The following is a 25,609-nucleotide window of genomic DNA, read 5'->3' as shown; positions in this document are numbered from 1 at the left end:
GGAGGGATGAGGGATGGATTATCCGAAGAGTGTGCCCAGTGCCGGGCTGGTGAATGGCAAGTTTGTTGATGAAAACCCCATGACGGGGACGCCGGGATCGTTGATTCCGGCGGATTGGGGTAACGGAGTTACGCAGGAAATTCTCAACGTGATCAAGGCGGCGGACCTGACACCGGACGAGAAGAAATACGATCAGTTGTTGCAAGCGATCCAATCGGTGACGGCCAAGGGCTGGAACCAGGATTTGGCGCTGCCGTTGGTGGCATTGCCGCTGCCGACGCTGGCCACTGCCGATGGCCGGCTGACGGTCAGCCCAGCAGCTGCCGCTACCAGCGGTGGCAAGGTTTCGATCGCGGCGGGTACGTTTATCAGTCTGGGGCAGGAAGTGGTGAATGGCCAGTTGGGCCGCTCGCGCACTTTTGTGACATCGGCCTGGAGCAGCGGGGATTTGTTGCCCAGCAGCCATTACTTTCTGCGCACGCAAGTTTCTGGTGGTGCGCTGACGTTCTACGTGCAGCGTGGCAACATTCATGACGTGACGCCCGAGTCGTTGAAAGGAACGGTAAACGGTGCCGCCGGTGGCGGCTTCCAGTCAACGGCACTGGACATGTGCCTGGCTTGGGTCGTGACCGGCGCACCGGGTTCGGTGCCGACGGTGCGAACGATATACAACCGTGCCCGCTTGACCTGGACCCAGACCGTCAACGGCACGGGCGCAATTTTCCTGCCACTGGATCCCCATGCTCGTTCTGCACGATTGGTTGCTGGCAACCCGACACCGTCTTCGACGGCAGTGACGTCGGTTGCCTTTCCGTCAACGGGATGGGCGGGCGGTAACTACTGCTTCCTGTCGCCCATTATTACGGGGAGTTCCAACAACCCCGGGGGCTGGAACCCCGCAACGGTTTCCCCTTGTGTGTTGTTCACCAACAACATCGTTAACGACGTGACGGTTTCAACGCTGGCCGCCAGTTTCGACCATGCCAATCTGCGCTCGCTGTGGCAGTGCTATCAGGCAGAGCACAATCTTGGCCAGTCGAACGCCGACAGTGATGAGCTGTTACTCAGCATGGGCATCAAGAGCCACCCTGTCACCGACTACAGCGTCGGGATTGCGATCAACTTTGCAGACGCCGTGAACGTCCAACTGTCGTGGGAGCTAATTCGATGATCGTGATTCAGGAACTTCATCAGTTCGACGGCGAGATGCGCCTTCCTCAACCTTCTGCCGCCCATGACTGGGACGGTGAGAAGTGGGTCGTGAACGGCGATAAGCAGGCTGTGCTGGACGAGCAGGAAACTGAACGTCTGTGTACCAAAGTCGACGCCACCGCCGACAACATCCGCACCGCGCTGGCCGGCGACCCCCTCAAAGCCTTGGAGTACGCCCAGGCCGCCGCTGACGCGCAGGCTTATCAGGACGCCGGTTACCCGAAAAAGGAAGTGCCGCTGTCAGTCGCCGCGTGGATGGTCAAAGGGCGCACGGCTAAACAGGCCGCCGAGCAGATTCTGAGCAAGGCCGATCAACTGACCGACCATCTGCTGGCACTGCGTACGCTGCGCCTGAAAGCCAAAGCGCAAATTCGCGCACAGGCAGCCAAGGGCAATATGGATCTGGCGCGCAGCGCGGGTGATGAAGCTTTGGTCGCCATTCGCGAGCTGGCCAGCGGCCTTTCCAACTAAGCCGAAAAGCCTCCGTTCAGCGTCACCCAAGCCCACTTCGTTGTGGGCTTTTTATTTTCAGAAAACAGACCGCGGGCAGGCACCTAAAAGGCGCCGTGTCGACGCCGGTCATTTGTCATTTCAAAGGAACGAACAACCTATGGATTATCCAAAAAGCGTCCCCAGCGTCGGCTTGGTTGATGGCCGCTTCGTTGATGAAAACCCGGTGGCGGGTACGCCGGGATCGTTGATCCCGGCGGTGTGGGGCAACAGTGTCACCGAAGAGTTGCTAAGCGTTATCAGGGCGGCCGGAATCACCCCGGCCGAAGCCGCTACGGATCAGTTGTTGGCGGCATTCAAAAAACTTCTGAGCCTGGCCAGTCCCATGGCATCACGGGTGACGGAAGTTTCCGGATCCAAGACATTGATTGCCGATGAGCTGGGGCTGGTCTTGATCAGTGCCAATGGAGCCGATGTAACGATCACTTTGCCGCCGGTGAACGCTCTTTCCGGTGTGCGCGACGTCATTGTCCGTCGAACCGATAACAGCGCTAACCGCTTGGTAGTGCAAGCCGCCGGCAATGATCGAGTCCGCTTTCATACTCATCTGTCGGCAAACGGCTACCCGTTTCTGGTGCTGATGGGGGCGGGCGATTGGTGGCACCTGCGCAGCGATGGTTCGGGTAACTGGTGGCCGGTAGGGCGCTTCGATGGCAGTGCGTTGGGACGGATTGTATTTGAGACGTCGACCGCACTCAGCCCAGGTGGATATGGCGCACTCAACGGTCGTGAGTTTCTGCGTGCCGAATGGCCGTGGCTCTGGGATCACGCTGTTCAATCGGGAATGTTGCGTGCCGAAGCTGACCGCGCGGGTGGCTGGAGCAGCGGTGACGGCATCAAGATCTTTCGCGGGCCTGAGGTTCGCGGCGAGTTCCTGCGGATGCTGGATGAGCAACGCAATATTGATGCGGGCCGAGTGGCCGGCTCATGGCAGACGGGAACCAACATCGCCGGTGATAACGGATCCGCCCCTGCGGTGCACGCAATCGGCAATCTGGCGACGATCGGGGCAGATTCGACCGCTTTCCTCGGCCTGACGTACTACGTCACTGCCACTAATGCTGAAAACTTCAGCGCCCCTTATTGGGGAATGGCCCGACCTAGAAACATTGCGTATCCAGGTCGCCTTAAACTGATTTGAGGTATTTATGGCTTATTACTATGTCAACGAACTCACCGGGGAACTGACCGGGCCCGTCGAACTGCCGGTTTGCCCAGGCATGGGGGTTGTTGTACCGGGCAATGCAATCGAGCTGCCGCAAGTGTTGCCTGCGGCCGACTCCGGACATGTCTGGGTATGGCGCAATCAGCGCGCCCTGCAAGCGGTGGATTTGCGCAACCGCACGGTTTTTCGCAAAGACAATGGCAATCCCCTGTACTGGGCGCAATTGGGGTGCCTACCCGATCACCTAACAGCCAAGCCTAGACCGGGTATCTATCACTTCTGGAAGAGTGACGATTGGGAACTGGATGTCGAAGCCGAGCGCACAGGTCTTATCGTGCACGCGCAGATCGATCGGGACAGCAGGCTGCGCGAAGCAGTCATTCGGGTTGCGCCTCTGCAATATGCCTATGAGTTGGGCGAGGCGAGCAGTGATCAGTTGACCACTCTGCAAACGTGGAAGCGTTATGCGTTGACATTGGCTCGGATCGAGCAGCAGCCGGATTATCCATCGGTTATTGACTGGCCTGCGCCGCCGACCGTGTAACTCGCCAATCACTCAATAAAAACCTTACAGACGGCCTGTGCTGCCGGCATTCGGCTGCCTGTAAAACCTAGAAGGTGCCGACATGGACTATCCAAAAAACATTCCCGGCGTGGGGCTGGTCAACGGCGGCTTCGTCGATGAAAACCCGCTCGCCGGAACACCGGGATCGTTGATTCCCGCTGCGTGGGGCAACAGCGTCACGCAAGAAATTCTCAACGCGATCAAGGCTGCCGGATTGACGCCGGATGAAGCCAGAACTGATCAATTAGCCAGCGCAATCGGGGCACTGGTCGACTTCAACAAACTGAAAAATACCCCAACCACGTTGGCCGGCTATGGCATCACCGATGCGGTGGGACGGTTGTTGGCAGTCAGGCAGTTCGAAACGGTCGGGATCACGGTTTACAAGCCTAACCCCAAGGCCAAACGTATTCGTGTTCGACTGGTGGGGGGCGGTGGATCTGGCGGCGGTTGTGCACCTGTCGCCTCCGGGAACCTACGTCTCGGTGGCGGCGGCGGATCGGGGGCCTATGCGGAGAGTCTGTATGACGTGACGCCCCAGATGCTTGCCGGCGTACCTGTTTCTTTGGGGGCCGGTGGAGCTGCCAGCCCTTCGATGGGCCTGGCAGGTGGTGGGGCTTCCTTCGGCTCTTACATGAGCGTTACAGGAGGCGGCGGTGCACAGATCCTGACCATCGATACGACAACCTCTTCCTCGGGGTACGTTCAGGGTGGGACGGGAGGTCAAGACGCCGTGGGCGGCAACCTTGCCAATGCTCGGGGGCACACCGGTGGCTACGCAATGTTCAACGGCAATTGGGGAATGCTCTCCGGAGGCGGAGCGGCGAGTCCGTTTGACGGTGGCGGCCCGTACAGGGGCGTAAACAATCCGGGTTTCGCAGGCGTCCGAGGCTCGGGTGGCAGTGGTTCTTGTTCGACCAGTACGTCCGCCTCTGTCCTTAGCGGTGTTGGCGGTAACGCCTTCTGTGAAATCTGGGAGTACGAGTAATGGCCGTTTATGCACGGATCGAAAACGGCGTAGTCGTCGAACGGATAGACACGGGTGACTACGCAATCAGTCAACTGTTTGCACCGTCCTTTGTCGAGTCGATGGTGCGAGTGCCGGATGGTCAGGCGGTCGAGATCGGCGCACCGATCAGTGAGACGCCGACAGCTGCCGACCCACTGCCCGCGCAGGAAAGTCCGGTGATCCTCCAAGCGTCGGTTGTTGCAGATCAAGCGCCTTCGACAGCCGAACGTAGCTGGCGTCAGGCATCCCTTTCTGCGACTGAATGGCTGGTCACTCGCCATCGCGATGAGCAGGAACTGGGGCGCGGAACCTTGCTCAAGGCTGCGCAATATCTGGAACTGCTCGAGTACCGACAAGCGCTGCGCGACTGGCCTGATTCCAGCCACTTCCCGGAAGTGGTTTTCCGTCCGGCTGCACCCGAGTGGATGGTCGGCGTTTCTGCCTGAGACGTTTTGTTGATGCTTTGAAAATATGGAGAAGATTGATGGACTACCCAAAAAATATTCCCAGCGCCGGCCTGGTGAATGGCAGGTTTGTTGATGAAAACGCTCTCACTGGAATGCCGGGTTCGTTGATTCCGGCAAGTTGGGGAAATGCCGTTACGCAGGAGATTCTGGAAGTCATCAAAGGCTCAGGAGCGGCCGCTGATGAAAGTGATAACACTCAACTAAAAGCGGCCATTGACTCGCTTATAGCGAGGAAGCAAAGCGAGAGTCTTGCCAGTCAGGACGAAGCCGAATCCGGCACCAGCACTACACGGTTGATGACGCCGTTAAGAGTCTTTCAAGCCATTGCGAAAAAAGTGCAACAGGCCACAGAGTCCCTCGTAGGAACCGCAAAAATCGCCTCTCAGGCAGAGGTCAACGCCGGTGTCAGTGACACATCTATTGTGACCCCTAAAAAGCTCAGACTCGGGTTCATGGTTAGGTTAGGGGCATCAGGTTATGTTGTTTTTCCTTCGTGGATGGGTGGCGTCATTATCCAATGGATCAGTGGCAGTGCCAGCCAGGCAGGCAATAGTAATTATGGCGATGTAAACCCATGGCCATTGATGTTTCCCAACGCTTTATTTCTCGCAGTCGCTACCCATGAGGGCACTTCATCGGCAACTTTACTGGTTTGGAACAACGCGACGATCAGTCGGCTGGCGGGCATCAATGTTCGCTGTCCTGATTATCCGACAGGCTCCATTGCTGCTCGCGTAATCAGTATAGGGTACTGAATATGTATTATTTCTCTCCGCAAACTTCTGGCTTTTATCATTCAGATCTACACGGTGCGAATATCCCCGCTGACGCTTTTGCGTTGAGCGAGGGCGAGTATTGCGCGCTGGTCTCTAATGCTCCGGCAGGGACAGTTCTTTCGCTGAACGCTAATGGGCGTCCACAGCGGGTGGTGTTGGCTGGACAAACCACCGACGCCGCAGAAAGGTTCTGGCGCGACAAGGCACTGGATCGTACTCAATGGCTGGTCCTTCGCGATGCCGAAGAACTGGAAATGGGCGAGGGCACAACCTTGCGTACCGAGGAGTTCAAAGAGCTCCTCGCCTACCGGCAGGCTCTGCGCGACTGGCCCAATCATCCGGACTTCCCCGATGCCCGTTCGCGCCCGGTCGAACCTGACTGGCTTGACGGTTTGCGACAGGCCAATGGCTGAGGAGTCGACATGGATTATCCTAAAAGCGTTCCCAGCGTCGGGCTGGTGAATGGCAAATTCGTCAATGAAGACGTCGTCGCGGGATTGCCCGGATCGTTGATCCCGGCGACCTGGGGCAACAGCGTTACCGATGAATTGTTGAACGTCGTCAAATCAGCCGGCCTTGAGCCGAGCGAAGCCGATGCAACCCAGTTGTTGCAAGCGATGAAAAAGCTCAGTCAGGCAGGTGAAGACAAACATGCCACTGACATCGGCGCGGCCAATCTCTACATGGCCAATTATCTGCCTGCCGTCACCGCACTGAAGGACGGATTGGCGCTGCGCTTTACTGCCGGTAATGCCAATACCGGGGCGAGTACGTTTGCACCGAACGGGTTGATGCCCAGGCCGCTATTGAGCCTTGGGCTGAGTGCGTTGCGGCCAGCGGAGATTGTCGGCAGCAGTGTGTGTTCGGTGGTGTATAGCGCGGCGCTGGACAGTTGGGTGCTGGTGTATGCGAGCGGTGGTAGTGCTGCGAGCGGCCGGTTGTTGGAGGTAAAGACGTTTACCGTATCCGGTACCTATGAGCCGATAGCCGGGACGAAGCACGTTCTGGTCAAGGTTGTGGGCGGTGGTGGTGGAAGTGCGGGAGTCGGGGCGACCACAACTTCCCAGTATGCAACCGTGGGCGGCGGCGCCTCCGGTAGTTATGCTGAAGCGTGGTTACCTTCCGAGACGATTGGTTCTCGTCAGGTTGTCACGGTGGGGGCTGGCGGAAGCGCGGGACTCGCAGCGGGGAATGCCGGAGGTGGTGGTACCAGTTCTTTTGGCTCGCTGGTTTCTGCTGCCGGTGGTGGAGGGTCGCCGTGGATTGGCTTTGTCGCGAATCAGGGCATGGGGCTTTATACCGGAGGCTATCCCGGTCAGACGGCCAGTGGCGGCAACATCTTCAATAGTGCCGGAAATGCGGGCGCCTCCGGGATGTCTGTCAACGGCTCAACCCTTGCTGGGCACGGTGGCAGCTCGCCATGGGGCGGAGGCGGTTTTGGCAGCAGCGCAGCAGGCTCTCTGGCTGCACCCGGTTCCGGTTTCGGCTCCGGTGCAGGAGGAATCGCCAACGCCCCCAATCAACCTGGCAGACCAGGTGGCGCAGGTGCCTCGGGCGCCGTGATCATCTATGAGTACGCCTGATGAAAACCTACGCACGCATCTTCAACAGCACCGTGGTCGAGTTGTTCTCCACCGATGGCAATATGGCCGAGATGTTTCATCCGGATCTGCTCTGGGTCGACATCACTGAAATCACTCCGGTACCGCAAATCGACTGGACCGCCCACTTCGGTACCCTCGGTTGGGTGTTCGACGTGCCCGAAGAACTTGCACCGGACAGCAGCCTGAAAACTCTGGCAAAAAAATGGCTGACGGGCATCAGCCGCCAACCATGATTCAATCGGGACAACATCCAGGGAGGATCAAGCATCATGCAATTAACTGAAAAACACCTTGTCGACATCATGCCCAACGCCCGCTCCCAAGCGGGCGTTTTCGTTTCGGCCCTCAACACCGCGATGGCCAGACATCGCATCGATACGCCGAAACGTATAGCGGCGTTCCTCGCACAGGTCGGCCACGAGTCGGGCCAATTGCGTTACGTGCGCGAACTGGGCAACAACCAGTACCTGAGCAAATACGATACCGGCACCCTGGCGCTGCGTCTGGGCAATACTCCGGAAGCCGACGGTGACGGGCAAAAGTATCGCGGGCGTGGACTGATTCAGATCACCGGCCGGGCAAATTATCGTCAGTGCAGCCTCGGCTTGTTCGGCGATGAGCGCCTGTTGGCATTGCCCGAACTGCTCGAGCAACCGCAGTGGGCGGCCGAATCGGCGGCGTGGTTCTGGGCGCAGAAGGGCTTGAACGAACTGGCCGATCGCGATCAGTTCAACACCATCACCCGGCGGATCAACGGCGGGTTGAACGGCTTGCAGGATCGACTCGAGATCTGGGCACGGGCGAGGGCGGTGCTATGTCCGGCTCCTGGCGCGTGATGGGTCTGTTGCTGCTGGTGGCCGGGGCGTTTGCAGCAGCCTGGCAGTTTCAGGACTGGCGCTACGGGCGGCAATTGGCCGAGCAGGCGCGGTTAAACGCCGAAACGCAAAATCAACTCACTCTGACCGCCGCGAGCGCACAACAGGCCGAGCAGGACAAACGCCTTGCACTGGAGCAGCGGCTCGCGGCCAGTGAGCAAACCCATTATCGAGCGCTGAGCGATGCCCAACGTGATCAGGATCGCCTGCGCGATCGCCTTGCTACTGCCGATGTGCGGCTGTCAGTCCTTCTCGACGCCGGCGACGTTGCCCATGGCGGTGCGATGCCAGCCACCGCCGGCACCAGCGGCGTGGATTCTGCAACCGTACGCGCCCGACTTGACCCGGCGCATGCTCAACGAATTATCGCCATCACCGACACCGGCGACCGCGGATTGATTGCCCTGCAGGCCTGTCAGGCCTATGTCAGAGCGCTGGCGTCCGAACATCTTGAATGATTCTGTGTATTGAAAGCATGGCCGGCTCGTGTACGGTGAAGGCATTCCACACGATCCGGAGCTCGCCGTGAAAGAGACCACCCAACTGGCCGCAGAACTGGGCCGACGTCTGCAAGTGCTCAATGCCCATGTCACTACCGCCGAGTCCTGCACAGGTGGCGGGATTGCCGAAGCGATTACGCGGATTCCGGGCAGTTCGGCCTGGTTTGAAGCGGGGTACGTGACGTATTCCAATCGGCAGAAGACTCGGCAGCTGGATGTGCCGGGCGATTTGTTCGAGACGGTAGGGGCGGTCAGTCGCGAAGTGGTCGAGGCCATGGTGCGCGGTGCGCAGCAGCACAGCCTGGCGCATTTTGCCGTGGCGGTCAGCGGTGTTGCCGGCCCCGACGGCGGCACGCCGAACAAGCCAGTGGGCACGGTATGGCTGGCCTGGGGTGTTGGCGATGAGGTTTACAGTGAGGTTCAGCACTTCCCCGGCAACCGTGATGAGGTCCGCCGACAAACGGTGAAGGCCGCGCTAGAGGGGCTTGTGCGACTAGCGGCACGAGAAATCGAAAATCAGGGGTAGGCGATCTTCGAACGCTGTGGAATAATACTGGCTACTTATACAGGTGTTGGCCGTCAGGCCTTATTGATTACGTGAGGACTTTAATGGACGACAACAAGAAGAAAGCCTTGGCTGCGGCCCTGGGTCAGATCGAACGTCAATTCGGCAAGGGTGCCGTAATGCGTATGGGCGATCAGGACCGTCAGGCGATCCCGGCCATCTCTACTGGCTCTCTGGGTCTGGATATCGCACTCGGCATCGGCGGTCTGCCAAAAGGCCGTATTGTTGAAATCTACGGTCCTGAATCCTCCGGTAAAACCACACTGACTTTGTCCGTGATCGCCCAGGCGCAGAAAGCCGGCGCGACCTGCGCATTCGTCGACGCCGAACACGCACTCGATCCAGAGTACGCCGGCAAGCTGGGCGTCAACGTCGATGATCTGCTGGTTTCCCAGCCGGACACCGGCGAACAGGCCCTGGAAATCACCGACATGCTGGTGCGCTCCAACGCCGTTGACGTGATCATCGTCGACTCCGTGGCGGCACTGGTACCGAAGGCTGAAATCGAAGGTGAAATGGGCGACATGCACGTCGGCCTGCAAGCACGTCTGATGTCTCAGGCGCTGCGTAAAATCACCGGTAACATCAAGAACGCCAACTGCCTGGTCATCTTCATCAACCAGATCCGTATGAAGATCGGCGTGATGTTCGGCAGCCCGGAAACCACCACCGGTGGTAACGCGCTGAAGTTCTACGCCTCGGTTCGTCTCGACATCCGCCGTACCGGCGCGGTGAAGGAAGGCGACGAAGTGGTCGGCAGCGAAACCCGCGTCAAGGTTGTGAAGAACAAGGTGGCTTCGCCGTTCCGTCAGGCCGAGTTCCAGATTCTTTACGGCAAAGGCATCTACCTCAACGGCGAGATGATCGACCTGGGTGTGCTGCACGGTTTCGTCGAGAAGTCCGGCGCCTGGTACGCCTACGAAGGCACCAAGATCGGTCAGGGCAAGGCCAACTCGGCCAAGTTCCTGGCGGACAACCCGGAAATTGCCGCGAAGCTCGAGAAGCAGCTGCGTGACAAGCTGCTGTCGCCAGCGGTGATCGCGGACTCCAAGGCCTCGGCGGTCAAAGAGACCGAAGACGACCTGGCCGACGCTGACCTCTGATACCAGCGATGACCACCGCCGTACTGGATACCCTCGTCGCTGTGCGGCGAACCGCTATGGACCTGCTCGCACGTCGCGAGCATGGTCGAGTCGAGTTGACGCGTAAGCTGCGTCAGCGCGGCGCCGAGGCGGAGCTGATCGAAACAGCCCTCGACCGTTTGACGGAAGAGGGGCTGCTTTCCGAAGCCCGCTACCTTGAAAGTTTTGTTTCCTACCGCGCCCGTTCCGGCTATGGCCCTCTGCGAATTCGCGAGGAGCTCAGCCAGCGGGGTTTGCAACGTACCGATATCGAAATCGCCCTGCGCGAAAGCAGTATCAATTGGCAGGCGCAGCTTCAGGATACGTGGCAGCGCAAGTTCTCCGGACATTTACCGATTGATGCGAAAGAACGGGCCAAGCAAGGCCGGTTTCTGGCGTATCGGGGGTTCTCGATGGAGATGATCAACCGCTTGTTCAGCGGTCGAGGGATGGACGATTAGACCGATTCAACAAAAAAGGCCCGCTATTTTTTAGAAAATAGCGGGCCCTTTTTTTGCCTTCAAATTACGTTGAAAGGCTCGCGTGAGCGTTGTGCAGTGGGCGGTTTCGAATCGGCCCAGTTTTCCGGCAGATTGATAAAGTCCACCAACTCCCTCAGACGACCATGAGTACGGCCATTGAAGGCAAACGCCAGCCGTGCCAGATGGCTGAACTGTGCATCGTCGTGTTCTTCACCGCTGTAGGCGTGTTGATGAAACTCGTCGCTCAGGCACAGATCGGCGAACTCTTCCTGCATCTGCGTCAGTGCCTGGTCGCTGAGCTTGTGGTTCATGCGAATCACAAATTGCCGCTTGAGCCAGCGGCTGGAGTGGAAGTTGCTATAGAACTGATTGATCTCGTCCACCGCGTCTTCAACGCTGTAAACCAGTCGCATCAACTTCATATCGGTAGGCAGGATATAGCGGTTTTCTTCCAGCTGATTGCGGATGAAGTCCAGCGCACCTTGCCAGAAGGTACCGCCCGGAACATCCAGCAACACCACCGGCACCAATGGGCTTTTGCCGGTCTGAATCAGCGTCAGCACTTCCAGCGCTTCATCAAGGGTGCCAAACCCGCCCGGGCACAGTACCAGCGCGTCTGCCTCTTTGACGAAGAACAGTTTGCGGGTGAAGAAAAAGTGGAATGGCAACAGATTATCGGTGCCGTCGACGGTGGGGTTGGCATGTTGTTCGAAGGGTAGGGTGATGTTGAAACCCAAGCTGTGATCTCGACCGGCTCCTTCGTGGGCGGCGGCCATGATGCCGCCGCCGGCGCCAGTGATGACCATCATCTCTGCACGCGTCAGCGCTGCGCCGAGTTCGCGGGCCATCGCGTATAGCGGATGTTCCACTGGCGTACGTGCCGAGCCGAACACGGTGACTTTGCGCCGGCCCTTGAATTGTTCGAGCACGCGGAACGCCTGCTCCAGTTCACGCAGGGCTTGCAGGGTGATCTTGGCGTTCCAGCGGTTGTGGTCTTCCTGAGCCATGCGCAGCACGGTCAGGATCATGTCGCGGTAGATGGGGATGTTCGGGCTGTCGGTGGAAACACGGTTGAGTTGGGCTTCGACCTGGCTGATGAGGTCGCCGCTTTCTTGAAAATGACGGCTCAAGAGGTCATTCGGTTGATAAGGCATTCAACGTCTCCTTCTGTACAGAGCGGTTAGCCCTGACAACCAGCGTCCGGGTCGCACTGCAAAAACACACAGGGCCGGCAGTTCCATTTCTGCCGTTAACGAATGATCGGGAATACTCTCAATCTAGACCCTCGCACGCATTCGCGCTGACTTGAACAGTGCGCTGTAACGTTTTGCCTGGCAACCGCTTACTGATTTGCGCCAAAGCGTCGCCGCTCGTCTGAACGTGTCGCAAAGGGCCATCACTCTGATTTACTCAAATACAGACGTCGCAAGACAACCTTGCGCTTGCGCAAGGCCAGGCAATTCAAGGATTCGTGGGTGGCAAGGAGGCGGGATGCATGGTCAGAGTGGTTCTGGAGATCGATACTCAGCTGTATCGAATGTTGCAGGAGTCGGCCGAGACGCATCAATTGAGTCTCGAAGAAGAGTGCTGCCGACGATTGGCCGGCGGCGAACGCCGCTCGCGCTATCTGCAGGCGCTAGTGGCGGAACTGCGCGCCGAGGATGAACAGCGGCGCGCCAAGGCTTCGCGCTGATTACTTCTTCTTTGCTGGCGCGGCTTTCGGGCAATCGGATTCCTGATAGCTGGCCGAACCGATCGCTTTGTTGGTTTTCACTTCGGTGAAGTCGTAACGCATGATCGCGCCTTTGGCCATCAGCTTGCGATACGACGGGTTGTTGCAGACCGACGCGCCCAACTGGAAATACACAGCCTTGGGATCGGCGCGCATCTTGTCGGCGTGGCTCTTTTGCACGCTCAGATGGTTGATCAGCTGTGTGCCTTCGACGGTGTAGCCTTGATCAAGAATGTCTTCATTGATCGCCCGTGGCGTGCCGACGCTGCTTTGGGCGGCGACGTTGCGCAGCTCTCGGTTCAGATTCTGCTCACTCAGGGACGCAGCCTGAGCGGTAAAGGACGACGCCAGCAGAATGGCAGCGGTGGGAACGATAAGGCGCAGCATGAAACTCTCCTGATTCGGTGACTGGTGGTTCGACCCGTCACGGGGCGGTGCGTTCAGTGGCGGCGAATTATAGGTGAGCCGGTCTGGACGGTACAGGCTTGTGGCCGTCGCTCTGGTAAACTGCCGGCCTTTATAGCCCTGCCGAGTGTCGTTCGTGTCGAGTTTTCCTGTCTGCCGGTGTTGCTTGCGATGATCCATGCCCCCAACGCCGTGGCCCGCCTGCGCGATCAGCGCGAGGATGAAGGCATCAAGCCGATTCAGGCGCGCGGCTTTCGCTCCGAGCGTTGCCGCGATTGCCGGGTCATCATCAGTCATTGCCTGTGCGCGTGGCGGCCAAGCGTCGACACCCGTTCCGGCGTGTGCCTGATCATGACCGGCAAGGAAGTGTTCAAGCCAAGCAACACCGGTTGGCTGATTGCCGACGTGGTGCGCGACAACCATGCGTTCATCTGGTCGCGCACCGAGCCCGACCCGCAGATGCTTGCACTGCTCAACGATCCGCAGTGGCAGCCGTATCTGGTGTTTCCGGGTGAGTATGTCGAACCGTCGCGGGTGACCAACACGGTGACAGTCGATAGCAGCAAGCGCCCGCTGTTCATACTGCTGGATGCGACCTGGACCGAGGCGCGCAAGATCTTTCGCAAGAGTCCGTATTTCGACCGCTTGCCAATCCTCAGCCTGCTGCCCGACAAACTCTCGCGCTATCGCTTGCGCCGTTCGACCCGCAGCGAGCACCTGTGCACCGCTGAAGTTGCGGCGTTGTGCCTGGAGCTGGCCGGTGACAGCGATGCCGCTTCGGCGCTGGACGCCTATTTCGATGTGTTCAGCCAGCATTACCTCGGTGCCAAGCAGCAACTGGACATGAATGAATCAACGCCCGCTCACGCCGAGCTGCTGCCCTATATACGAAAGCCGCAGCCGGAGTTGGCCCGATAGTGGCCCATACTGTCCACAGCGCTGGCCATCTTGCTTGACCACCCCGGCTGCGCTGGGCATGCTTGGCGCCGATTAGGGTGCGGCCAAGGTTTGAGACGCCGTGTTTGCTGTTGATTGGCGTCGAACGTGCCCCTGTGGATATCGCTTCCAAGCGCTGTCTCGAGTTGCTTTGGCCAGACCGGAATCTACCGCGTCTGCCATCAAAAACAGGATCATTTGAAAAATGGCCACATACGACATCCTGATTGCCGATGATCACCCCCTGTTTCGCAGCGCCCTGCACCAAGCGGTGACGCTGGGCCTTGGCCCGGACGTGCGGCTGGTGGAAGTGGCGAGCATCGCCGAGCTTGAAGCGCGCCTGACCGAAAAGGCTGACTGGGATCTGGTCCTGCTGGATCTGAACATGCCCGGCGCCTACGGTTTTTCCGGGCTGGTGCTGCTGCGCGGGCAGTATCCGCAGATTCCGGTGGTGATGGTCTCTGCCCAGGAAGAAGCTTCGGTGATGGTCAAGTCCCGCGAGTTCGGCGCCAGTGGCTTTATTCCCAAATCCAGCGATCTGAGCGTGATTCAGCAAGCGGTGCGCAAGGTGCTCGATGGCGACGTGTTCTGGCCGCCGCAAGCGTTCGAAGCGGTGAGCGTGTCGGATGAGGCGAAAGCTGCCAGCGATGGCCTCGCCAGCCTGACGCCGCAACAGTTCCGGGTGCTGACCATGGTCTGCGAAGGTTTGCTGAACAAGCAGATCGCTTATGAGCTGAGCGTGTCGGAAGCGACCATCAAGGCCCACGTCACGGCGATCTTTCGCAAATTGAACGTGCGCACTCGCACGCAAGCGGCTTTACTGCTGCAACAACTTGAGTCAATTCCCAGCCAGTGATGGCTGGCGGTTTCACGCTTTTTTGACTTTCGTTGATCTAGCTTCCCCACTCCTTTTTGGCTGGTTTTTCCTTATGTCACCTTTCAAGGGCCAGACCGGCCTGAAACGCATCCTCAACGCGTCCGGCTATTCGCTCGATGGCCTGCGCGCCGCCTTCACTGGCGAAGCGGCATTCCGCCAATTGGTGCTGCTCAACGTGGTGCTGATTCCGCTGACATTCTTCCTTAATGTCAGCCGGGTCGAGCAGGCGGTGTTGATCGCGGTGTGTTTGCTGGCGCTGATTGTCGAGCTGCTCAACTCAGCGGTGGAAGCGGCCATTGACCGCATCTCGCTGGAATTGCACCCGCTGTCGAAGAACGCCAAGGACATGGGCAGCGCCGCGCAGTTCGTGGCGCTGAGCATGATCGGGCTGGTGTGGGCGGTGATTCTGCTTTAAGCGATAGTCGGCAAGACGATCTCGTCGCTGCGCTGCACCCCGGCGGTGAATGCTCGGCACAGCTCGAGAAACTCGCGCATCGCTGAAGTCTGATATTTCTGTTTGTGCCAGATGAAATAGAACTGCCGGGCCAGGTCCAGATCCGGCGTCTCCACCGGCACCAGACTGCCGCGCCGGAAGGCATCGCGCAGCGCCAGCCGCGAAATGCAGCCAATCCCCAGGCCTGATTCCACCGCGCGTTTGATCGCCTCGGTGTGTTCCAGCTCCAGGCGAATATTCAGCGCGCTGCGATGGTGACGCATGGCCTGGTCGAAGGTCAGCCGCGTGCCGGAACCCTGCTCGCGCAGAATCCATGCCTCATGGGTCAGCTCTTCCATTGTGGCACTGCCGCGTTTGGCCAACGGATGCTGCGGCGCGCAGAACACCACCAGCTCATCCTCGACCCAACTCTGCACTTCGATGTCCGGGTGGCTGCAATCGCCTTCAATCAGACCCAGATCAATTTCGTAGTGGGCAACTTGTTGCACGATATTGGCAGTGTTCTGCACGTGCAGCTTGACCTGACTTTCGGGGTGCCGCTGCATGAAGCTGCCGATCAGCAGGGTGGCCAAATAGTTGCCAATGGTCAGCGTCGCCCCCACTGATAACGAGCCGAAACCGGATTTGCCATTGAGCAGGTCTTCGATTTCCTTGGCCTGGTCGAGCAGGGCCACCGCTTGCGGCAACAGTTGTTTGCCGAGGGCGTTGAGGCTCAGGCGTTTGCCGGCGCGGTCGAACAGCTGGCAGCTGGACTGGCGCTCAAGCTCGGTGATCGAAGTGCTGGCCGCCGATTGCGAGAGGTTGAGCAGACCCGCAGCACGGGATACGCTTTCCTGCTGGGCGACGGCGACGAAGACTTGCAGTTGACGGAGAGTAAATCGCATATCGATATAACCGATAACCCTTATCTTAATAATCCAGTTAACAGATATTGTCGTCGCTATTAGAATGCGATGCAATTGCGCACGTTGAGCCTCATTGAGCCGCGCAGACCAATCTCCAGGAGTCAAACGTACATGAGCAACATGAACCACGAGCGTGTCCTCAGTGTTCATCACTGGAACGACACTCTGTTCAGCTTCAAGTGCACCCGCGATCCGGGCCTGCGCTTCGAGAACGGTCAGTTCGTGATGATCGGCCTGCAACAGCCCAACGGCCGCCCGCTTATGCGCGCTTACTCGATCGCCAGCCCGAACTGGGAAGAGCATCTCGAATTCTTCAGCATCAAAGTGCAGGACGGTCCGCTGACCTCCCAGCTGCAGCACTTGAAGGAAGGCGACGAGATCATCATCTCGAAGAAGCCTACCGGCACGCTGGTTCTCGATGACCTGAACCCGGGCAAGCACCTGTACCTGCTCAGCACCGGCACCGGTCTGGCGCCGTTCATGAGCGTCATTCAGGACCCGGAAACCTACGAGCGCTTTGAGAAAGTGATCCTGGTTCACGGTGTGCGTTACGTCAACGAAGTCGCCTACCGCGAATTCATCACCGAGCACCTGCCACAGAACGAGTTCTTCGGCGAAGCGCTGCGTGACAAGTTGATCTACTACCCGACCGTGACCCGCGAGCCGTTCGAGAATCAGGGCCGCCTGACTGACCTGATGCGCAGCGGCAAGCTGTTCAGCGATATCGGCCTGCCACCGATCAACCCGCAGGACGACCGCGCGATGATCTGCGGCAGCCCGAGCATGCTCGACGAGACCAGCGAAGTGCTCGACAGCTTCGGCCTGAAGATCTCGGCGCGGATGCGCGAGCCGGGTGATTACCTGATCGAGCGTGCGTTCGTCGAAAAATAACCTGCGATACATGTGGGAGCGAGCCTGCTCGCGAATGCGGTCTGTCATCAACGTTGATGTTGCATGACACGACGCCATCGCGAGCAGGCTCGCTGCCACAGTTGGTTTTTGGGTGTGACAGTAAAAGCCCGCGTTGCCTGAGAAGGCAGCGCGGGCTTTTTCGTTTGCGGGCTTTATGCCTCGGCCGGGATGACTTCCAGCACGCGGATCTGTTCGGGCGTCGGGTAGTGCCAACGAACGTCCAGGTCCCAGAACTGCGCACCATATTCACGTTCCGGTGCCGGTGTCTGATACGCCGGGCGCGGATCCTGAGCCAGACATTGTTCAATCAGCTCAACCAATGGCTCTTCAAGCCGCTGAGCGTGGGTGTGCGCTTGTTTCAAGGCTGAATCCGCCCACTGCACGTCGATCAGCTGCGGCGCGGCGCTGGCGATGTCATTGGTCGCCCCAGGGATGATGTCGGCATACGGCACATAGGGTTTGATATCCAGCACCGGCGTGCCGTCGAGCAGATCGATGCCGGAAATAAACAGGCGATTGCCTTCGACTTTGTCCAGCTTTACCACTGACTGGCCGATGCCATTGGGGCGGTGCGTGGCGCGGGTGGCGAATACGCCCATCGACTTGTTGCCGCCCAGGCGAGGCGGGCGCACCTTCAGGCGTGGCTTGTCTTCGAGGGCCTGATGGAACAGAAACAACAGCCACACATGGCTGACCTGTTCCAGCCCCTGCACGGCGTCACCCTGATCGAACGGCGCGACCAGTTCCAGCACGCCACGGGCGGCCGGGGCCAGTTGTGGCTGGCGGGGGATGGCGAACTTCTCCTTGAAGCAGGAGCGCACGAAGCCGATGGGGGAGACGCTGTAAGTCATGGTTTGCATTCGAAGCGGGGCAGGGGGGCATGATAACCCGTCCCGTCTCAAGTCTGGGGGTGGCAGGGCTGGCCTATTCGCGAGCAAGCTCGCTCCCACATTGGATCTATGGCGTGCACAAGATCCCTGTGGGAGCGAGCTTGCTCGCGAAGGCCGCGCCGCCGATCTACAGACTGAATCCGCCATCAAGAGGAATAATATTCCCGGTCATATAACCCCCCGCCGTACTCGCCAGGCTGATCGCCAGCGCCGCCATCTCTTCCTCACGCCCCCAGCGCTTCATCGGAATCAGTGCAGTATCCTCAGCCAACGCCTGTTCATCATTACCAATATGCTGGGTCATCCTGCTCGGAAATCGTCCCGGCGCAATCACGTTGACGTTGATGTGCTGGCTCACCAGTTCCCGGGCCAGAATGCGCGATAACTGATGCAGGGCGGCCTTGCTCGGCCCGTAGGCATATGCCTGCTCGCCAAACGAAGAAATCCCCGCCACCGAACCGATATTGATGATCCGCGCCGGATTCGCCGCCGAGCCAGCCTTGCGCAGCAACGGCAGAAACTGCTGGATGCAACTGAACACCGAGGTCACGTTGAGCTGCATGACCTTTTCCCAGCCCTTGACCGGATAACTCTCCAGCGGCGCGCCCCATGTGGTGCCCGCATTGTTCACCAGAATGTCCAGATGAGTGATCTGCTCACCCAGACGCGCGGCCAGTTCCCGCACGCCGTCTTCGGTGGCCAGATTCGCCGCCACACCGTGGCAAGTGCCCAGGGCGCCTAGTTCTTCCGCGGTTTGATGACAGGCTTCGACGTCGCGCGAGCACACGTAGACATGGGCGCCGGCCTCGACGAAGGCCTTGGCGATCATCTTGCCGATACCACGGGTTCCGCCTGTCACCAGAGCGGTGCGGCCTTGCAGGGAAAAGTAGGGATGCATGGCGAGTCCTGAAGATTAGGGATCAGTACACTCTAGGCCATGCGGCCAGCTTCGAGCTGCAAGCTACAAGCGGCAAGTCAAACACCGTGCTCCGACTTGCCGCTTGTAGCTTGTAGCTTGCAGCTGTTTTCAGGCTCTCACGCGCAGCGTGAGCCCTTTGAGGAAATTACGCAGCAACTGGTCGCCACAAGGACGGTAGTTGGTGTGGCCGACCTTGCGGAACAGCGCGCTCAGTTCTGGCTTGGATACCGGAAACTCGGCGGCTTTGAGGATAGCGTGCATGTCGTCTTCTTTCAGCTCGAAGGCCACGCGCAGTTTTTTCAGGATGATGTTGTTGGTCACCGGCACTTCGATCGGTTGCGGCGGACGGCTTTCGTCCTTGCCGCGCTTGAAGATCACCAGGCCGTCGAGGAAATGCGCGATGACTTCGTCCGGGCAACGTACGAAGCCTTCTTCGTCTTCTTCTTTCTTGTCGAGCCAGGTGATGACATCGGCGAGCGTGACGTCCATGCCGCCCAGTTTGATAATCTCGACAACTTTCTTGTCGCTGATGTCGAGCATGTAGCGCACGCTGCGCAGTACGTCGTTATGAACCATGTCGGTATTCCTGATGCGTTGTGGGCAGCGCTCGCGGGCGCTGCCGGAATGTGGGGCGGCAGAGGAAGTCTTAAAACTTCTCTTTGCCGGACAGGTAGCGCCACTGGCCGAGCGGGACTTTGCCGATCGACACGCCGCCGATGCGGATACGACGGATGCCGATGACCTTCAGGCCAACCGCTTCGCACAACTGCGCGATGATTCCCGGCTGCGGGTTTTTCATGGCGAAGCGCAGGCGGTTTTCGTTCTGCCAGCTGGCCTTGACCGGCGGCAGCTCCTTGCCCTTGTGCGTCAGGCCATGCTGCAGGCGATTGAGGCCGTGGGCAGCCATCTCACCTTCGACTTCGACGATATATTCCTGCTCGATCTTCGCAGCGTCGGCGGTGAGCTTGCGCAGGATTTTCCAGTCCTGGGTGAACACCAGCAGGCCGCTGGCCTTGGGCTGCAGGTCGGCGCTGGCGGTCAGGCGCAGGAAATGTCCGCGCAACGGACGCTTGCCGTAGCGATGCTCTTCGCTGAGGGTTTCGGCGCTGAGCGATTGCATGGCGCTGTCGACATCCATGCCGGCGGGCGCGTTAAGCAGGATGGTCACCGGCTCCGGCGCGGTGGCCTTGGCGTCCTTGTCGAGCTCGACCTTTTGCTCGCCGACCTTGAATTGCGGCTCATCGATGACTTCGCCGTCCACGGTGACCCAGCCGCCCTCGATGAACAGCTCGGCCTCCCGGCGGGAGCAACCGACCAGTTCGATGAGGCGTTTGGAGAGGCGAATCGGGTCAGTCATGACGGGGCCGTAACAAAAAAGGGGTGGGCATTGTACCTGTGTGGAAGCGGTTAAGCCCGGTTCCATTTGCAGGCGCTGTATTCAATGTGGGAGCGAGCCTGCTCGCGAAGGCGTCCTGCCAGTCAATGTTTGCAGTGACTGATACACCGCATTCGCGAGCAGGCTCGCTCCCAAAGGGGTTTCATGGTGTGTCAGCCGTTGCTTGAGCGCTGCTGGGACTGCCGCAAGCGCATATGCAGCAGCGGATACGGCTGGCCCATGCCATCGACCTCGGAGCGGCCGATCACTTCAAATCCCTGCTTTTCATAAAAGCCCAAGGCTTGCGGGTTCTGCTCATTGACGTCGAGTTCATCGGCGTTGAGCCGTTCGATCGCATAGCGCAGCAACTGCTTGCCCAAGCCTTGACCACGATGATCAGGATCGATGAACAACATTTCGATCTTGCCCGCCGCCACACCGGCAAACCCGGTGATGCGCTGCTGGCGATCCTTGGTGCAGATCAGCATGACCGCATCAAGATAGCGGGTGAGCACCAGATTGCGCAGCAGCTCGATGTAGCTGTCCGGCAGGAACTGGTGAGTCGCACGGACCGAGGCCTCCCAGACCCGGGTCAGTTCTTCGTAATCGCTGATTTTCGGTGTGTGAATGACCGAATGCTGACGCATGTGCGTGTGCCTCTTGTGCGGTTCAAGGGAGTCCGTCCCCCGCTAAACGATAGCCGCAAAAAAGCCCCGTATCTCGGAAAAGAGCGGGGCTTCTGGATACAGCGCTATTCACTTGTGGGAGCGAGCCTGCTCGCGAAGGCATTGTGTCAGGCAATATTTACAGCGACTGACCCAGCGCATTCGCGAGCAGGCTCGCTCCCACAGGTATTTTGCGGTGCTTAGATCTGCTCAGCCCACAAATCATATTCGTCTGCGTCAGTCACCTTGCACCAGACCTTGTCGCCCGGCTTCAGGTTGCTGCCATTGTCGATAAACACGTTGCCATCGATTTCCGGGGCGTCGAAGAAGCAACGGCCGACCGCACCTTGCTCGTCAACTTCATCCACCAGCACTTCAATCTCACGACCGATGCGCATTTGCAGGCGTGCCGAGCTGATCGCCTGCTGGTGCGCCATGAAGCGCTCCCAACGATCCTGCTTGACGTCGTCCGGTACCACTTCCAGATCCAGATCATTCGCTGGTGCGCCGTCCACCGGCGAGTACTGGAAGCAGCCGACGCGGTCGAGCTGGGCTTCGGTCAACCAGTTGAGCAGGTACTGGAAGTCTTCTTCGGTTTCGCCCGGGAAGCCGACGATGAAGGTCGAACGGATGATCAGGTCCGGGCAGATTTCGCGCCAGTTCTTGATGCGCGCCAGGGTCTTGTCTTCGAACGCCGGGCGTTTCATCGACTTCAGGACTTTCGGGCTGGCGTGCTGGAACGGGATATCCAGGTACGGCAGGATCTTGCCGGCGGCCATCAGTGGAATCAGCTCGTCGACGTGTGGGTACGGATAAACGTAATGCAGGCGGACCCAGACGCCCAGCGTGCTCAGCGCTTCGCACAGCTCGGTCATGCGGGTTTTCACTGGCGCGCCGTTCCAGAAACCGGTGCGATATTTCACATCAACGCCGTAAGCGCTGGTGTCTTGCGAGATCACCAACAACTCTTTAACGCCGGATTTGACCAGGCGCTGCGCCTCGTCGAGCACATCGCCAACCGGACGGCTGACCAGTTTGCCGCGCATCGACGGGATGATGCAGAACGAGCAGCTGTGGTTGCAGCCTTCGGAAATCTTCAGGTACGCGTAGTGGCGCGGGGTCAGCTTGATGCCTTGCGGTGGCACCAGGTCGATCAGCGGGTTGTGATCCTGACGCGGCGGCACCACTTCGTGCACGGCGTTGACCACTTGCTCGTACTGCTGCGGACCGGTCACGGCCAGCACGCTCGGGTGTACGTCGCGGATGTTGCCTTCTTCCACGCCCATGCAACCGGTGACGATGACCTTGCCGTTTTCCTTGATCGCTTCGCCGATCACTTCCAGCGACTCGGCCTTGGCCGAATCGATGAAGCCGCAGGTGTTGACCACCACGACGTCGGCGTCCTGATAGGTGGACACCACGTCATAGCCTTCCATGCGCAGCTGGGTCAGGATGCGCTCGGAGTCGACCAGTGCTTTCGGGCAACCCAGAGATACAAAGCCAACCTTTGGATTGGCCGGCGCAGGAGTGGTGGACATGTCTAACCTCGGTGTTTTGTGACGTCGCTGGCCACGCGCGGCAGCTGACGGATGGGCGCTTGAGATGCGCCTCTGATCAAAAAGTGCGCAATTCTAGCGGCGGGCAACGCACTTGACCAGCTTTATACGGGGAAATACGACGAGTGCTGCGCTATGCTTCGCGCCGTTGAGCTTTACCGATTTCGTGCAGTCAATCATTGGTCTGTAACAACAGGTAAAACAGCGCATGCTGCAACTCAAAGCATAGTGCTTCCTTCAAAGAAGCCGGTATCGAGATCAGGAGTGTTGGATGGGTCAGGCAAGTAGTCATGCGGCGGGCGCCGAGGGTTCGGCAAGCAGACCGCTGAGCATGCTGGTCGCGGCAGTCGGGGTGGTTTATGGCGACATCGGCACGAGCCCGTTGTACACGCTCAAGGAAGTGTTTTCCGGCGGTTATGGTGTGCCGGTCAATCACGACGGCGTGCTGGGCATTCTGTCGTTGATCTTCTGGTCGCTGATCTGGGTGGTCTCGATCAAGTACATGATGTTCGTCCTGCGCGCCGACAACCAGGGCGAGGGCGGCATCATGGCCCTGACGGCACTGGCACGGCGGGCAGCGGCGGGGCGCAAGCGCCTGCGCACGCTGTTGGTGGTGTGCGGGCTGATCGGCGCGGCGCTGTTCTATGGCGACAGCATGATCACCCCGGCCATTTCGGTGCTGTCGGCGATTGAAGGCCTCGGCCTGGCGTTTGAAGGCATCGATCACTGGGTGGTGCCGCTGTCGCTGGTGGTGCTGGTCGCGCTGTTTCTGATTCAGCGCCACGGTACCGCGCGGATCGGCATTCTGTTCGGGCCGATCATGGTCACCTGGTTCCTCGTCCTCGGCGCCCTTGGTGTGTACGGCATCAGCCACACCCCGGAAGTGCTGCACGCGCTGAACCCGATGTGGGCGGTGAATTTTTTCGTCGTGCACCCGGGCATGGGCGTAGCGATCCTCGGCGCGGTTGTGCTGGCGCTGACCGGCGCCGAAGCGCTGTACGCCGACATGGGCCACTTCGGCCGCAAGCCGATCGCCCGCGCCTGGTTCCTGCTGGTGCTGCCGGCGCTGGTACTCAACTACTTCGGCCAGGGCGCATTGCTGCTGGAAAACCCTGACGCCGCGCGTAACCCGTTCTACCTGCTGGCGCCGAGCTGGGCGCTGATTCCGCTGGTCGGCCTTTCGACCCTGGCCACGGTGATCGCTTCGCAAGCGGTGATTTCCGGTGCGTTCTCCCTGACCCGTCAGGCGATCCAGCTCGGTTACATCCCGCGCATGTACATCCAGCACACCTCCAGCGACGAGCAGGGCCAGATCTACATCGGTGCGGTGAACTGGGCGCTGATGGTCGGCGTGGTCCTGTTGGTGCTGGGCTTCGAATCCTCCGGTGCACTGGCCTCGGCCTACGGCGTGGCAGTGACTGGCACCATGCTGATGACCACCATTCTGGTGTCGGCGGTCATGCTGCTGCTGTGGAAGTGGCCACCGATCCTCGCGGTGCCGGTGTTGCTTGGCTTCCTGCTGGTGGATGGCCTGTACTTCGCTGCCAACGTGCCGAAGATCGTTCAGGGCGGCGCGTTCCCGGTGATCGCTGGTATCGCGCTGTTCGTGCTGATGACCACCTGGAAGCGCGGCAAACAGCTGCTGGTCGAACGCCTCGACGAAGGCGCGCTGCCGCTGCCGATCTTCATCAGCAGCATCCGCGTGCAACCGCCGCATCGCGTGCAGGGCACCGCCGTGTTCCTCACCGCCCGCTCCGACGCCGTGCCCCACGCGCTGCTGCACAACCTGCTGCACAACCAGGTGCTGCATGAGCAAGTGGTGTTGCTGACGGTGGTCTACGAAGACATCCCGCGCGTACCGCCATCGCGGCGTTTTGAAGTGGAAGCGCACGGTGAAGGCTTCTTCCGGGTGATCCTGCACTTCGGCTTCACCGACGAGCCGGACGTGCCGCAGGCGTTGAAGCTGTGTCATCTGGATGATCTGGACTTCAGCCCGATGCGTACCACTTACTTCCTCAGCCGCGAAACGGTGATTGCCTCGAAACTGGAAGGCATGGCGCGTTGGCGTGAGGCGTTGTTTGCGTTCATGTTGAAGAATGCCAATGGCAATTTGCGGTTCTTCAATCTACCGCTGAACCGAGTGATTGAGTTGGGGACGCAGGTGGAGATGTAGCCTGCGCCTCAACTGAAAAGCCCCCGTCAGCTTCAAGGCTGTCGGGGGCTTTTTTGTGCCTGCACATAAACCTCAAACCCACGCAAATCCCCCTGTGGGAGCGAGCTTGCTCGCGAAGGCTGAGTGACAGGAGAAGCATTCTTCGGCTGACCCACCGCATTCGCGAGCAAGCTCGCTCCCACAAGGGTTCTGTGGTGTTAGTGGCTTTCAGGCAATTCTTCTTCGGATTCGGTCTTTGTGCGAGCAGGTCGTGGGATCAGCGCTTGGATCACGTCATCAATCAAGGCCTTGCCCATCACCGTCAGGTAATGCGCAGCCCAGGCGTGGCGGTCGGTGTCTTTGATGAAAGCAGCATCCTCGGCGAAGGATTTGGCGAGGGATAGCAGGTCGGAGGATTGGGACAAGGCATCGATGATCGGGATGCCGGCGCGGACGTTGAAGAACGCTCGATCCGAGTTGTAGAGGAAAGGGGTGAAGCCGATGGTTTTAGCGTTTGCAAGTCCGTGCAGATCAGTTTCGGTCATCGTGTTACTCCTTGGTTCGAAGTGCCGCGACTTTCGTTACCACGCGAAAGGGAGGCAACTGTACGCAGGGTGGTAAACCGGGAACCAAGGAAACCGGCACGCCCGAAAGCGTCCCACGCACAGCCGCCATAACTTGAGGAGCGCGCTGTTGCGATGGTTTCTCCGGGTTACCACACCCGATCGCTGAATGGGTCAGCGACGTCCGGAGAGTATCCCGTCGAAAAACAGCGCAATAGAGCGGCAAAGCGCCCGAACACGAGTTTCGGAGTTTGCCTACAAGGTCTGTGGGTGTCATCTGATATTGCGAAACTGGAAGTAAACGATACTAAACGTCTGACACGAACACAGCCATGACGATATGCGGGCAAGGTATGCAGCGATTAGTGATTTACCCAAGGGCTTGACGACCCGGCCTCGGTAGTGAGACAAGTGTCC

The 25,609-nt window shown here is 59.3% G+C and carries 31 protein-coding genes; 21 read left to right on the top strand and 10 right to left on the bottom strand.

The window, feature by feature from the left end; genetic code table 11:
• Window positions 1-13: 13 nt before the first annotated feature.
• From JWU58_RS21745 to recX, 15 genes are all read left to right on the top strand, one after another.
• Complete coding sequence (locus tag JWU58_RS21745) at window positions 14-1,171, top strand: phage tail protein (RefSeq protein WP_123443019.1); 1,158 nt, start codon at window positions 14-16, stop codon at window positions 1,169-1,171.
• Window positions 1,168-1,683, top strand: coding sequence for a phage tail protein (locus tag JWU58_RS21740; protein ID WP_123443018.1), 516 nt, complete (start codon window positions 1,168-1,170; stop codon window positions 1,681-1,683). Before JWU58_RS21745 ends, JWU58_RS21740 begins: the two co-directional genes overlap by 4 nt.
• A 139-nt stretch (window positions 1,684-1,822) precedes the next feature.
• On the top strand, window positions 1,823-2,863 hold the full coding sequence (locus tag JWU58_RS21735) for a phage tail protein (protein ID WP_123443017.1): 1,041 nt from the start codon (window positions 1,823-1,825) through the stop codon (window positions 2,861-2,863).
• 7 nt (window positions 2,864-2,870) lie between these two features.
• Window positions 2,871-3,431, top strand: coding sequence for a tail fiber assembly protein (locus JWU58_RS21730; RefSeq protein ID WP_206420964.1), 561 nt, complete (start codon window positions 2,871-2,873; stop codon window positions 3,429-3,431).
• Window positions 3,432-3,513: 82 nt separating this feature from the next.
• Window positions 3,514-4,440 carry a glycine-rich domain-containing protein gene (locus JWU58_RS21725; protein ID WP_123443015.1) on the top strand — a complete coding sequence of 309 codons (927 nt, stop codon included), beginning with the start codon at window positions 3,514-3,516 and terminating at the stop codon, window positions 4,438-4,440.
• Window positions 4,440-4,907, top strand: a complete 468-nt coding sequence (locus tag JWU58_RS21720) for a phage tail assembly chaperone (protein WP_123443014.1) — start codon at window positions 4,440-4,442, stop codon at window positions 4,905-4,907. Before JWU58_RS21725 ends, JWU58_RS21720 begins: the two co-directional genes overlap by 1 nt.
• 38 nt (window positions 4,908-4,945) lie before the next feature.
• Entirely contained in the window at window positions 4,946-5,683 is a 738-nt protein-coding gene (locus JWU58_RS21715) for a gp53-like domain-containing protein (RefSeq protein WP_206420963.1), read from the top strand.
• A 2-nt stretch (window positions 5,684-5,685) separates the two neighbouring features.
• Window positions 5,686-6,117 carry a phage tail assembly chaperone gene (locus JWU58_RS21710; RefSeq protein ID WP_123443012.1) on the top strand — a complete coding sequence of 144 codons (432 nt, stop codon included), beginning with the start codon at window positions 5,686-5,688 and terminating at the stop codon, window positions 6,115-6,117.
• Between the two features lie 9 nt (window positions 6,118-6,126).
• Window positions 6,127-7,287, top strand: a complete 1,161-nt coding sequence (locus JWU58_RS21705; protein WP_206420962.1) for a glycine-rich domain-containing protein — start codon at window positions 6,127-6,129, stop codon at window positions 7,285-7,287.
• The gene (locus JWU58_RS21700; RefSeq protein ID WP_123443010.1) at window positions 7,287-7,541 is read left to right on the top strand and encodes a hypothetical protein; all 255 of its coding nucleotides are present in this window, start codon (window positions 7,287-7,289) and stop codon (window positions 7,539-7,541) included. The genes JWU58_RS21705 and JWU58_RS21700 overlap by 1 nt, the downstream gene beginning before the upstream one ends.
• 36 nt (window positions 7,542-7,577) lie before the next feature.
• Entirely contained in the window at window positions 7,578-8,144 is a 567-nt protein-coding gene (locus tag JWU58_RS21695) for a glycoside hydrolase family 19 protein (protein ID WP_206420961.1), read from the top strand.
• The gene (locus tag JWU58_RS21690; RefSeq protein WP_206420960.1) at window positions 8,123-8,641 is read left to right on the top strand and encodes a lysis system i-spanin subunit Rz; all 519 of its coding nucleotides are present in this window, start codon (window positions 8,123-8,125) and stop codon (window positions 8,639-8,641) included. The genes JWU58_RS21695 and JWU58_RS21690 overlap by 22 nt, the downstream gene beginning before the upstream one ends.
• Before the next feature lie 67 nt (window positions 8,642-8,708).
• Window positions 8,709-9,209 carry a CinA family protein gene (locus JWU58_RS21685; RefSeq protein ID WP_038861108.1) on the top strand — a complete coding sequence of 167 codons (501 nt, stop codon included), beginning with the start codon at window positions 8,709-8,711 and terminating at the stop codon, window positions 9,207-9,209.
• An 83-nt stretch (window positions 9,210-9,292) separates the two neighbouring features.
• Window positions 9,293-10,351, top strand: coding sequence for a recombinase RecA (gene recA / locus JWU58_RS21680; RefSeq protein WP_024011876.1), 1,059 nt, complete (start codon window positions 9,293-9,295; stop codon window positions 10,349-10,351).
• An 8-nt stretch (window positions 10,352-10,359) separates the two neighbouring features.
• Window positions 10,360-10,830 (top strand): recombination regulator RecX, encoded by a 471-nt coding sequence (gene recX, locus JWU58_RS21675; protein ID WP_122610679.1) that lies wholly within the window; start codon window positions 10,360-10,362, stop codon window positions 10,828-10,830.
• Window positions 10,831-10,889: 59 nt separating this feature from the next.
• On the opposite strand, the gene JWU58_RS21670 is transcribed toward recX, so the two are convergent.
• Window positions 10,890-12,005, bottom strand: a complete 1,116-nt coding sequence (locus tag JWU58_RS21670) for an LOG family protein (protein WP_122751961.1) — start codon at window positions 12,003-12,005, stop codon at window positions 10,890-10,892.
• Between the two features lie 341 nt (window positions 12,006-12,346).
• On the opposite strand from JWU58_RS21670, the gene JWU58_RS21665 reads away from it, so the two are divergent.
• Entirely contained in the window at window positions 12,347-12,544 is a 198-nt protein-coding gene (locus JWU58_RS21665) for a hypothetical protein (RefSeq protein ID WP_016770569.1), read from the top strand.
• On the opposite strand, the gene JWU58_RS21660 is transcribed toward JWU58_RS21665, so the two are convergent.
• On the bottom strand, window positions 12,545-12,970 hold the full coding sequence (locus JWU58_RS21660) for a PA3611 family quorum-sensing-regulated virulence factor (protein ID WP_007908738.1): 426 nt from the start codon (window positions 12,968-12,970) through the stop codon (window positions 12,545-12,547).
• A 189-nt stretch (window positions 12,971-13,159) separates the two neighbouring features.
• Between JWU58_RS21660 and JWU58_RS21655 the strand changes: the two genes are divergently transcribed.
• The 3 genes from JWU58_RS21655 (at window position 13,160) to JWU58_RS21645 (ending at window position 15,216) form a co-directional block, all read left to right on the top strand.
• A complete protein-coding gene (locus tag JWU58_RS21655; protein WP_122882023.1) occupies window positions 13,160-13,906 on the top strand; it encodes a tRNA-uridine aminocarboxypropyltransferase in 747 nt (248 codons plus the stop codon).
• Between the two features lie 223 nt (window positions 13,907-14,129).
• Window positions 14,130-14,780: a response regulator transcription factor ErdR gene (erdR, locus tag JWU58_RS21650; protein WP_123443004.1), complete on the top strand. Its 651-nt coding sequence runs from the start codon at window positions 14,130-14,132 to the stop codon at window positions 14,778-14,780.
• Window positions 14,781-14,853: 73 nt separating this feature from the next.
• Window positions 14,854-15,216 (top strand): diacylglycerol kinase, encoded by a 363-nt coding sequence (locus JWU58_RS21645; protein ID WP_016771411.1) that lies wholly within the window; start codon window positions 14,854-14,856, stop codon window positions 15,214-15,216.
• Here JWU58_RS21645 and JWU58_RS21640 read toward each other — a convergent pair.
• Window positions 15,213-16,139, bottom strand: coding sequence for a LysR family transcriptional regulator (locus tag JWU58_RS21640; protein ID WP_024011881.1), 927 nt, complete (start codon window positions 16,137-16,139; stop codon window positions 15,213-15,215). The genes JWU58_RS21645 and JWU58_RS21640 overlap by 4 nt on opposite strands.
• A 132-nt stretch (window positions 16,140-16,271) precedes the next feature.
• Between JWU58_RS21640 and fpr the strand changes: the two genes are divergently transcribed.
• Window positions 16,272-17,051, top strand: a complete 780-nt coding sequence (gene fpr / locus JWU58_RS21635) for a ferredoxin-NADP reductase (protein ID WP_007908723.1) — start codon at window positions 16,272-16,274, stop codon at window positions 17,049-17,051.
• A 173-nt stretch (window positions 17,052-17,224) separates the two neighbouring features.
• Here the strand turns inward: fpr and tsaA are convergent, their stop codons facing one another.
• From tsaA to rimO, 6 genes are all read right to left on the bottom strand, one after another.
• Window positions 17,225-17,923 (bottom strand): tRNA (N6-threonylcarbamoyladenosine(37)-N6)-methyltransferase TrmO, encoded by a 699-nt coding sequence (tsaA, locus tag JWU58_RS21630; RefSeq protein ID WP_206420959.1) that lies wholly within the window; start codon window positions 17,921-17,923, stop codon window positions 17,225-17,227.
• Window positions 17,924-18,089: 166 nt separating this feature from the next.
• A complete protein-coding gene (locus tag JWU58_RS21625; protein ID WP_206420958.1) occupies window positions 18,090-18,860 on the bottom strand; it encodes an SDR family oxidoreductase in 771 nt (256 codons plus the stop codon).
• Window positions 18,861-18,989: 129 nt separating this feature from the next.
• Entirely contained in the window at window positions 18,990-19,457 is a 468-nt protein-coding gene (locus JWU58_RS21620) for a YehS family protein (protein ID WP_016771408.1), read from the bottom strand.
• 70 nt (window positions 19,458-19,527) lie between these two features.
• Window positions 19,528-20,238, bottom strand: a complete 711-nt coding sequence (locus tag JWU58_RS21615) for an rRNA pseudouridine synthase (RefSeq protein ID WP_133335055.1) — start codon at window positions 20,236-20,238, stop codon at window positions 19,528-19,530.
• Window positions 20,239-20,429: 191 nt separating this feature from the next.
• On the bottom strand, window positions 20,430-20,903 hold the full coding sequence (locus JWU58_RS21610) for a GNAT family N-acetyltransferase (protein WP_073475936.1): 474 nt from the start codon (window positions 20,901-20,903) through the stop codon (window positions 20,430-20,432).
• A gap of 218 nt (window positions 20,904-21,121) precedes the next feature.
• Window positions 21,122-22,459 carry a 30S ribosomal protein S12 methylthiotransferase RimO gene (rimO, locus tag JWU58_RS21605; RefSeq protein ID WP_024011887.1) on the bottom strand — a complete coding sequence of 446 codons (1,338 nt, stop codon included), beginning with the start codon at window positions 22,457-22,459 and terminating at the stop codon, window positions 21,122-21,124.
• A gap of 349 nt (window positions 22,460-22,808) precedes the next feature.
• Here rimO and JWU58_RS21600 point away from each other — a divergent pair, with 349 nt between their 5' ends.
• Window positions 22,809-24,650, top strand: a complete 1,842-nt coding sequence (locus JWU58_RS21600) for a potassium transporter Kup (protein WP_371699263.1) — start codon at window positions 22,809-22,811, stop codon at window positions 24,648-24,650.
• Window positions 24,651-24,847: 197 nt separating this feature from the next.
• Here the strand turns inward: JWU58_RS21600 and JWU58_RS21595 are convergent, their stop codons facing one another.
• On the bottom strand, window positions 24,848-25,174 hold the full coding sequence (locus JWU58_RS21595) for a DUF3077 domain-containing protein (RefSeq protein ID WP_125918029.1): 327 nt from the start codon (window positions 25,172-25,174) through the stop codon (window positions 24,848-24,850).
• Window positions 25,175-25,609 lie beyond the last annotated feature (435 nt).

The organism is Pseudomonas atacamensis (assembly GCF_017167965.1).
GTDB lineage: Bacteria > Pseudomonadota > Gammaproteobacteria > Pseudomonadales > Pseudomonadaceae > Aquipseudomonas > Aquipseudomonas atacamensis.
Note: the sequence above shows the minus strand (reverse complement) of the source record. Positions and strands in the feature narration are given on the sequence as shown.

What these genes read in the sequence shown, in the direction of transcription:
- tsaA (WP_206420959.1), bottom strand. Translation starts at nt 17,923, where the DNA reads ATGACTTACAGCGTCTCCCCCATCGGCTTCGTGCGCTCCTGCTTCAAG.
- recX (WP_122610679.1), top strand. Translation starts at nt 10,360, where the DNA reads ATGACCACCGCCGTACTGGATACCCTCGTCGCTGTGCGGCGAACCGCT.
- JWU58_RS21660 (WP_007908738.1), bottom strand. Translation starts at nt 12,970, where the DNA reads ATGCTGCGCCTTATCGTTCCCACCGCTGCCATTCTGCTGGCGTCGTCC.
- JWU58_RS21725 (WP_123443015.1), top strand. Translation starts at nt 3,514, where the DNA reads ATGGACTATCCAAAAAACATTCCCGGCGTGGGGCTGGTCAACGGCGGC.
- JWU58_RS21735 (WP_123443017.1), top strand. Translation starts at nt 1,823, where the DNA reads ATGGATTATCCAAAAAGCGTCCCCAGCGTCGGCTTGGTTGATGGCCGC.
- JWU58_RS21710 (WP_123443012.1), top strand. Translation starts at nt 5,686, where the DNA reads ATGTATTATTTCTCTCCGCAAACTTCTGGCTTTTATCATTCAGATCTA.
- JWU58_RS21715 (WP_206420963.1), top strand. Translation starts at nt 4,946, where the DNA reads ATGGACTACCCAAAAAATATTCCCAGCGCCGGCCTGGTGAATGGCAGG.
- JWU58_RS21670 (WP_122751961.1), bottom strand. Translation starts at nt 12,005, where the DNA reads ATGCCTTATCAACCGAATGACCTCTTGAGCCGTCATTTTCAAGAAAGC.
- JWU58_RS21625 (WP_206420958.1), bottom strand. Translation starts at nt 18,860, where the DNA reads ATGCATCCCTACTTTTCCCTGCAAGGCCGCACCGCTCTGGTGACAGGC.
- recA (WP_024011876.1), top strand. Translation starts at nt 9,293, where the DNA reads ATGGACGACAACAAGAAGAAAGCCTTGGCTGCGGCCCTGGGTCAGATC.
- JWU58_RS21730 (WP_206420964.1), top strand. Translation starts at nt 2,871, where the DNA reads ATGGCTTATTACTATGTCAACGAACTCACCGGGGAACTGACCGGGCCC.
- JWU58_RS21690 (WP_206420960.1), top strand. Translation starts at nt 8,123, where the DNA reads ATGTCCGGCTCCTGGCGCGTGATGGGTCTGTTGCTGCTGGTGGCCGGG.
- JWU58_RS21610 (WP_073475936.1), bottom strand. Translation starts at nt 20,903, where the DNA reads ATGCGTCAGCATTCGGTCATTCACACACCGAAAATCAGCGATTACGAA.
- JWU58_RS21595 (WP_125918029.1), bottom strand. Translation starts at nt 25,174, where the DNA reads ATGACCGAAACTGATCTGCACGGACTTGCAAACGCTAAAACCATCGGC.
- JWU58_RS21600 (WP_371699263.1), top strand. Translation starts at nt 22,809, where the DNA reads ATGCTGGTCGCGGCAGTCGGGGTGGTTTATGGCGACATCGGCACGAGC.
- JWU58_RS21705 (WP_206420962.1), top strand. Translation starts at nt 6,127, where the DNA reads ATGGATTATCCTAAAAGCGTTCCCAGCGTCGGGCTGGTGAATGGCAAA.
- JWU58_RS21745 (WP_123443019.1), top strand. Translation starts at nt 14, where the DNA reads ATGGATTATCCGAAGAGTGTGCCCAGTGCCGGGCTGGTGAATGGCAAG.
- JWU58_RS21740 (WP_123443018.1), top strand. Translation starts at nt 1,168, where the DNA reads ATGATCGTGATTCAGGAACTTCATCAGTTCGACGGCGAGATGCGCCTT.
- JWU58_RS21695 (WP_206420961.1), top strand. Translation starts at nt 7,578, where the DNA reads ATGCAATTAACTGAAAAACACCTTGTCGACATCATGCCCAACGCCCGC.
- JWU58_RS21615 (WP_133335055.1), bottom strand. Translation starts at nt 20,238, where the DNA reads ATGACTGACCCGATTCGCCTCTCCAAACGCCTCATCGAACTGGTCGGT.
- erdR (WP_123443004.1), top strand. Translation starts at nt 14,130, where the DNA reads ATGGCCACATACGACATCCTGATTGCCGATGATCACCCCCTGTTTCGC.
- JWU58_RS21620 (WP_016771408.1), bottom strand. Translation starts at nt 19,457, where the DNA reads ATGGTTCATAACGACGTACTGCGCAGCGTGCGCTACATGCTCGACATC.
- JWU58_RS21700 (WP_123443010.1), top strand. Translation starts at nt 7,287, where the DNA reads ATGAAAACCTACGCACGCATCTTCAACAGCACCGTGGTCGAGTTGTTC.
- JWU58_RS21655 (WP_122882023.1), top strand. Translation starts at nt 13,160, where the DNA reads ATGATCCATGCCCCCAACGCCGTGGCCCGCCTGCGCGATCAGCGCGAG.
- JWU58_RS21645 (WP_016771411.1), top strand. Translation starts at nt 14,854, where the DNA reads ATGTCACCTTTCAAGGGCCAGACCGGCCTGAAACGCATCCTCAACGCG.
- fpr (WP_007908723.1), top strand. Translation starts at nt 16,272, where the DNA reads ATGAGCAACATGAACCACGAGCGTGTCCTCAGTGTTCATCACTGGAAC.
- rimO (WP_024011887.1), bottom strand. Translation starts at nt 22,459, where the DNA reads ATGTCCACCACTCCTGCGCCGGCCAATCCAAAGGTTGGCTTTGTATCT.
- JWU58_RS21640 (WP_024011881.1), bottom strand. Translation starts at nt 16,139, where the DNA reads ATGCGATTTACTCTCCGTCAACTGCAAGTCTTCGTCGCCGTCGCCCAG.
- JWU58_RS21665 (WP_016770569.1), top strand. Translation starts at nt 12,347, where the DNA reads ATGGTCAGAGTGGTTCTGGAGATCGATACTCAGCTGTATCGAATGTTG.
- JWU58_RS21720 (WP_123443014.1), top strand. Translation starts at nt 4,440, where the DNA reads ATGGCCGTTTATGCACGGATCGAAAACGGCGTAGTCGTCGAACGGATA.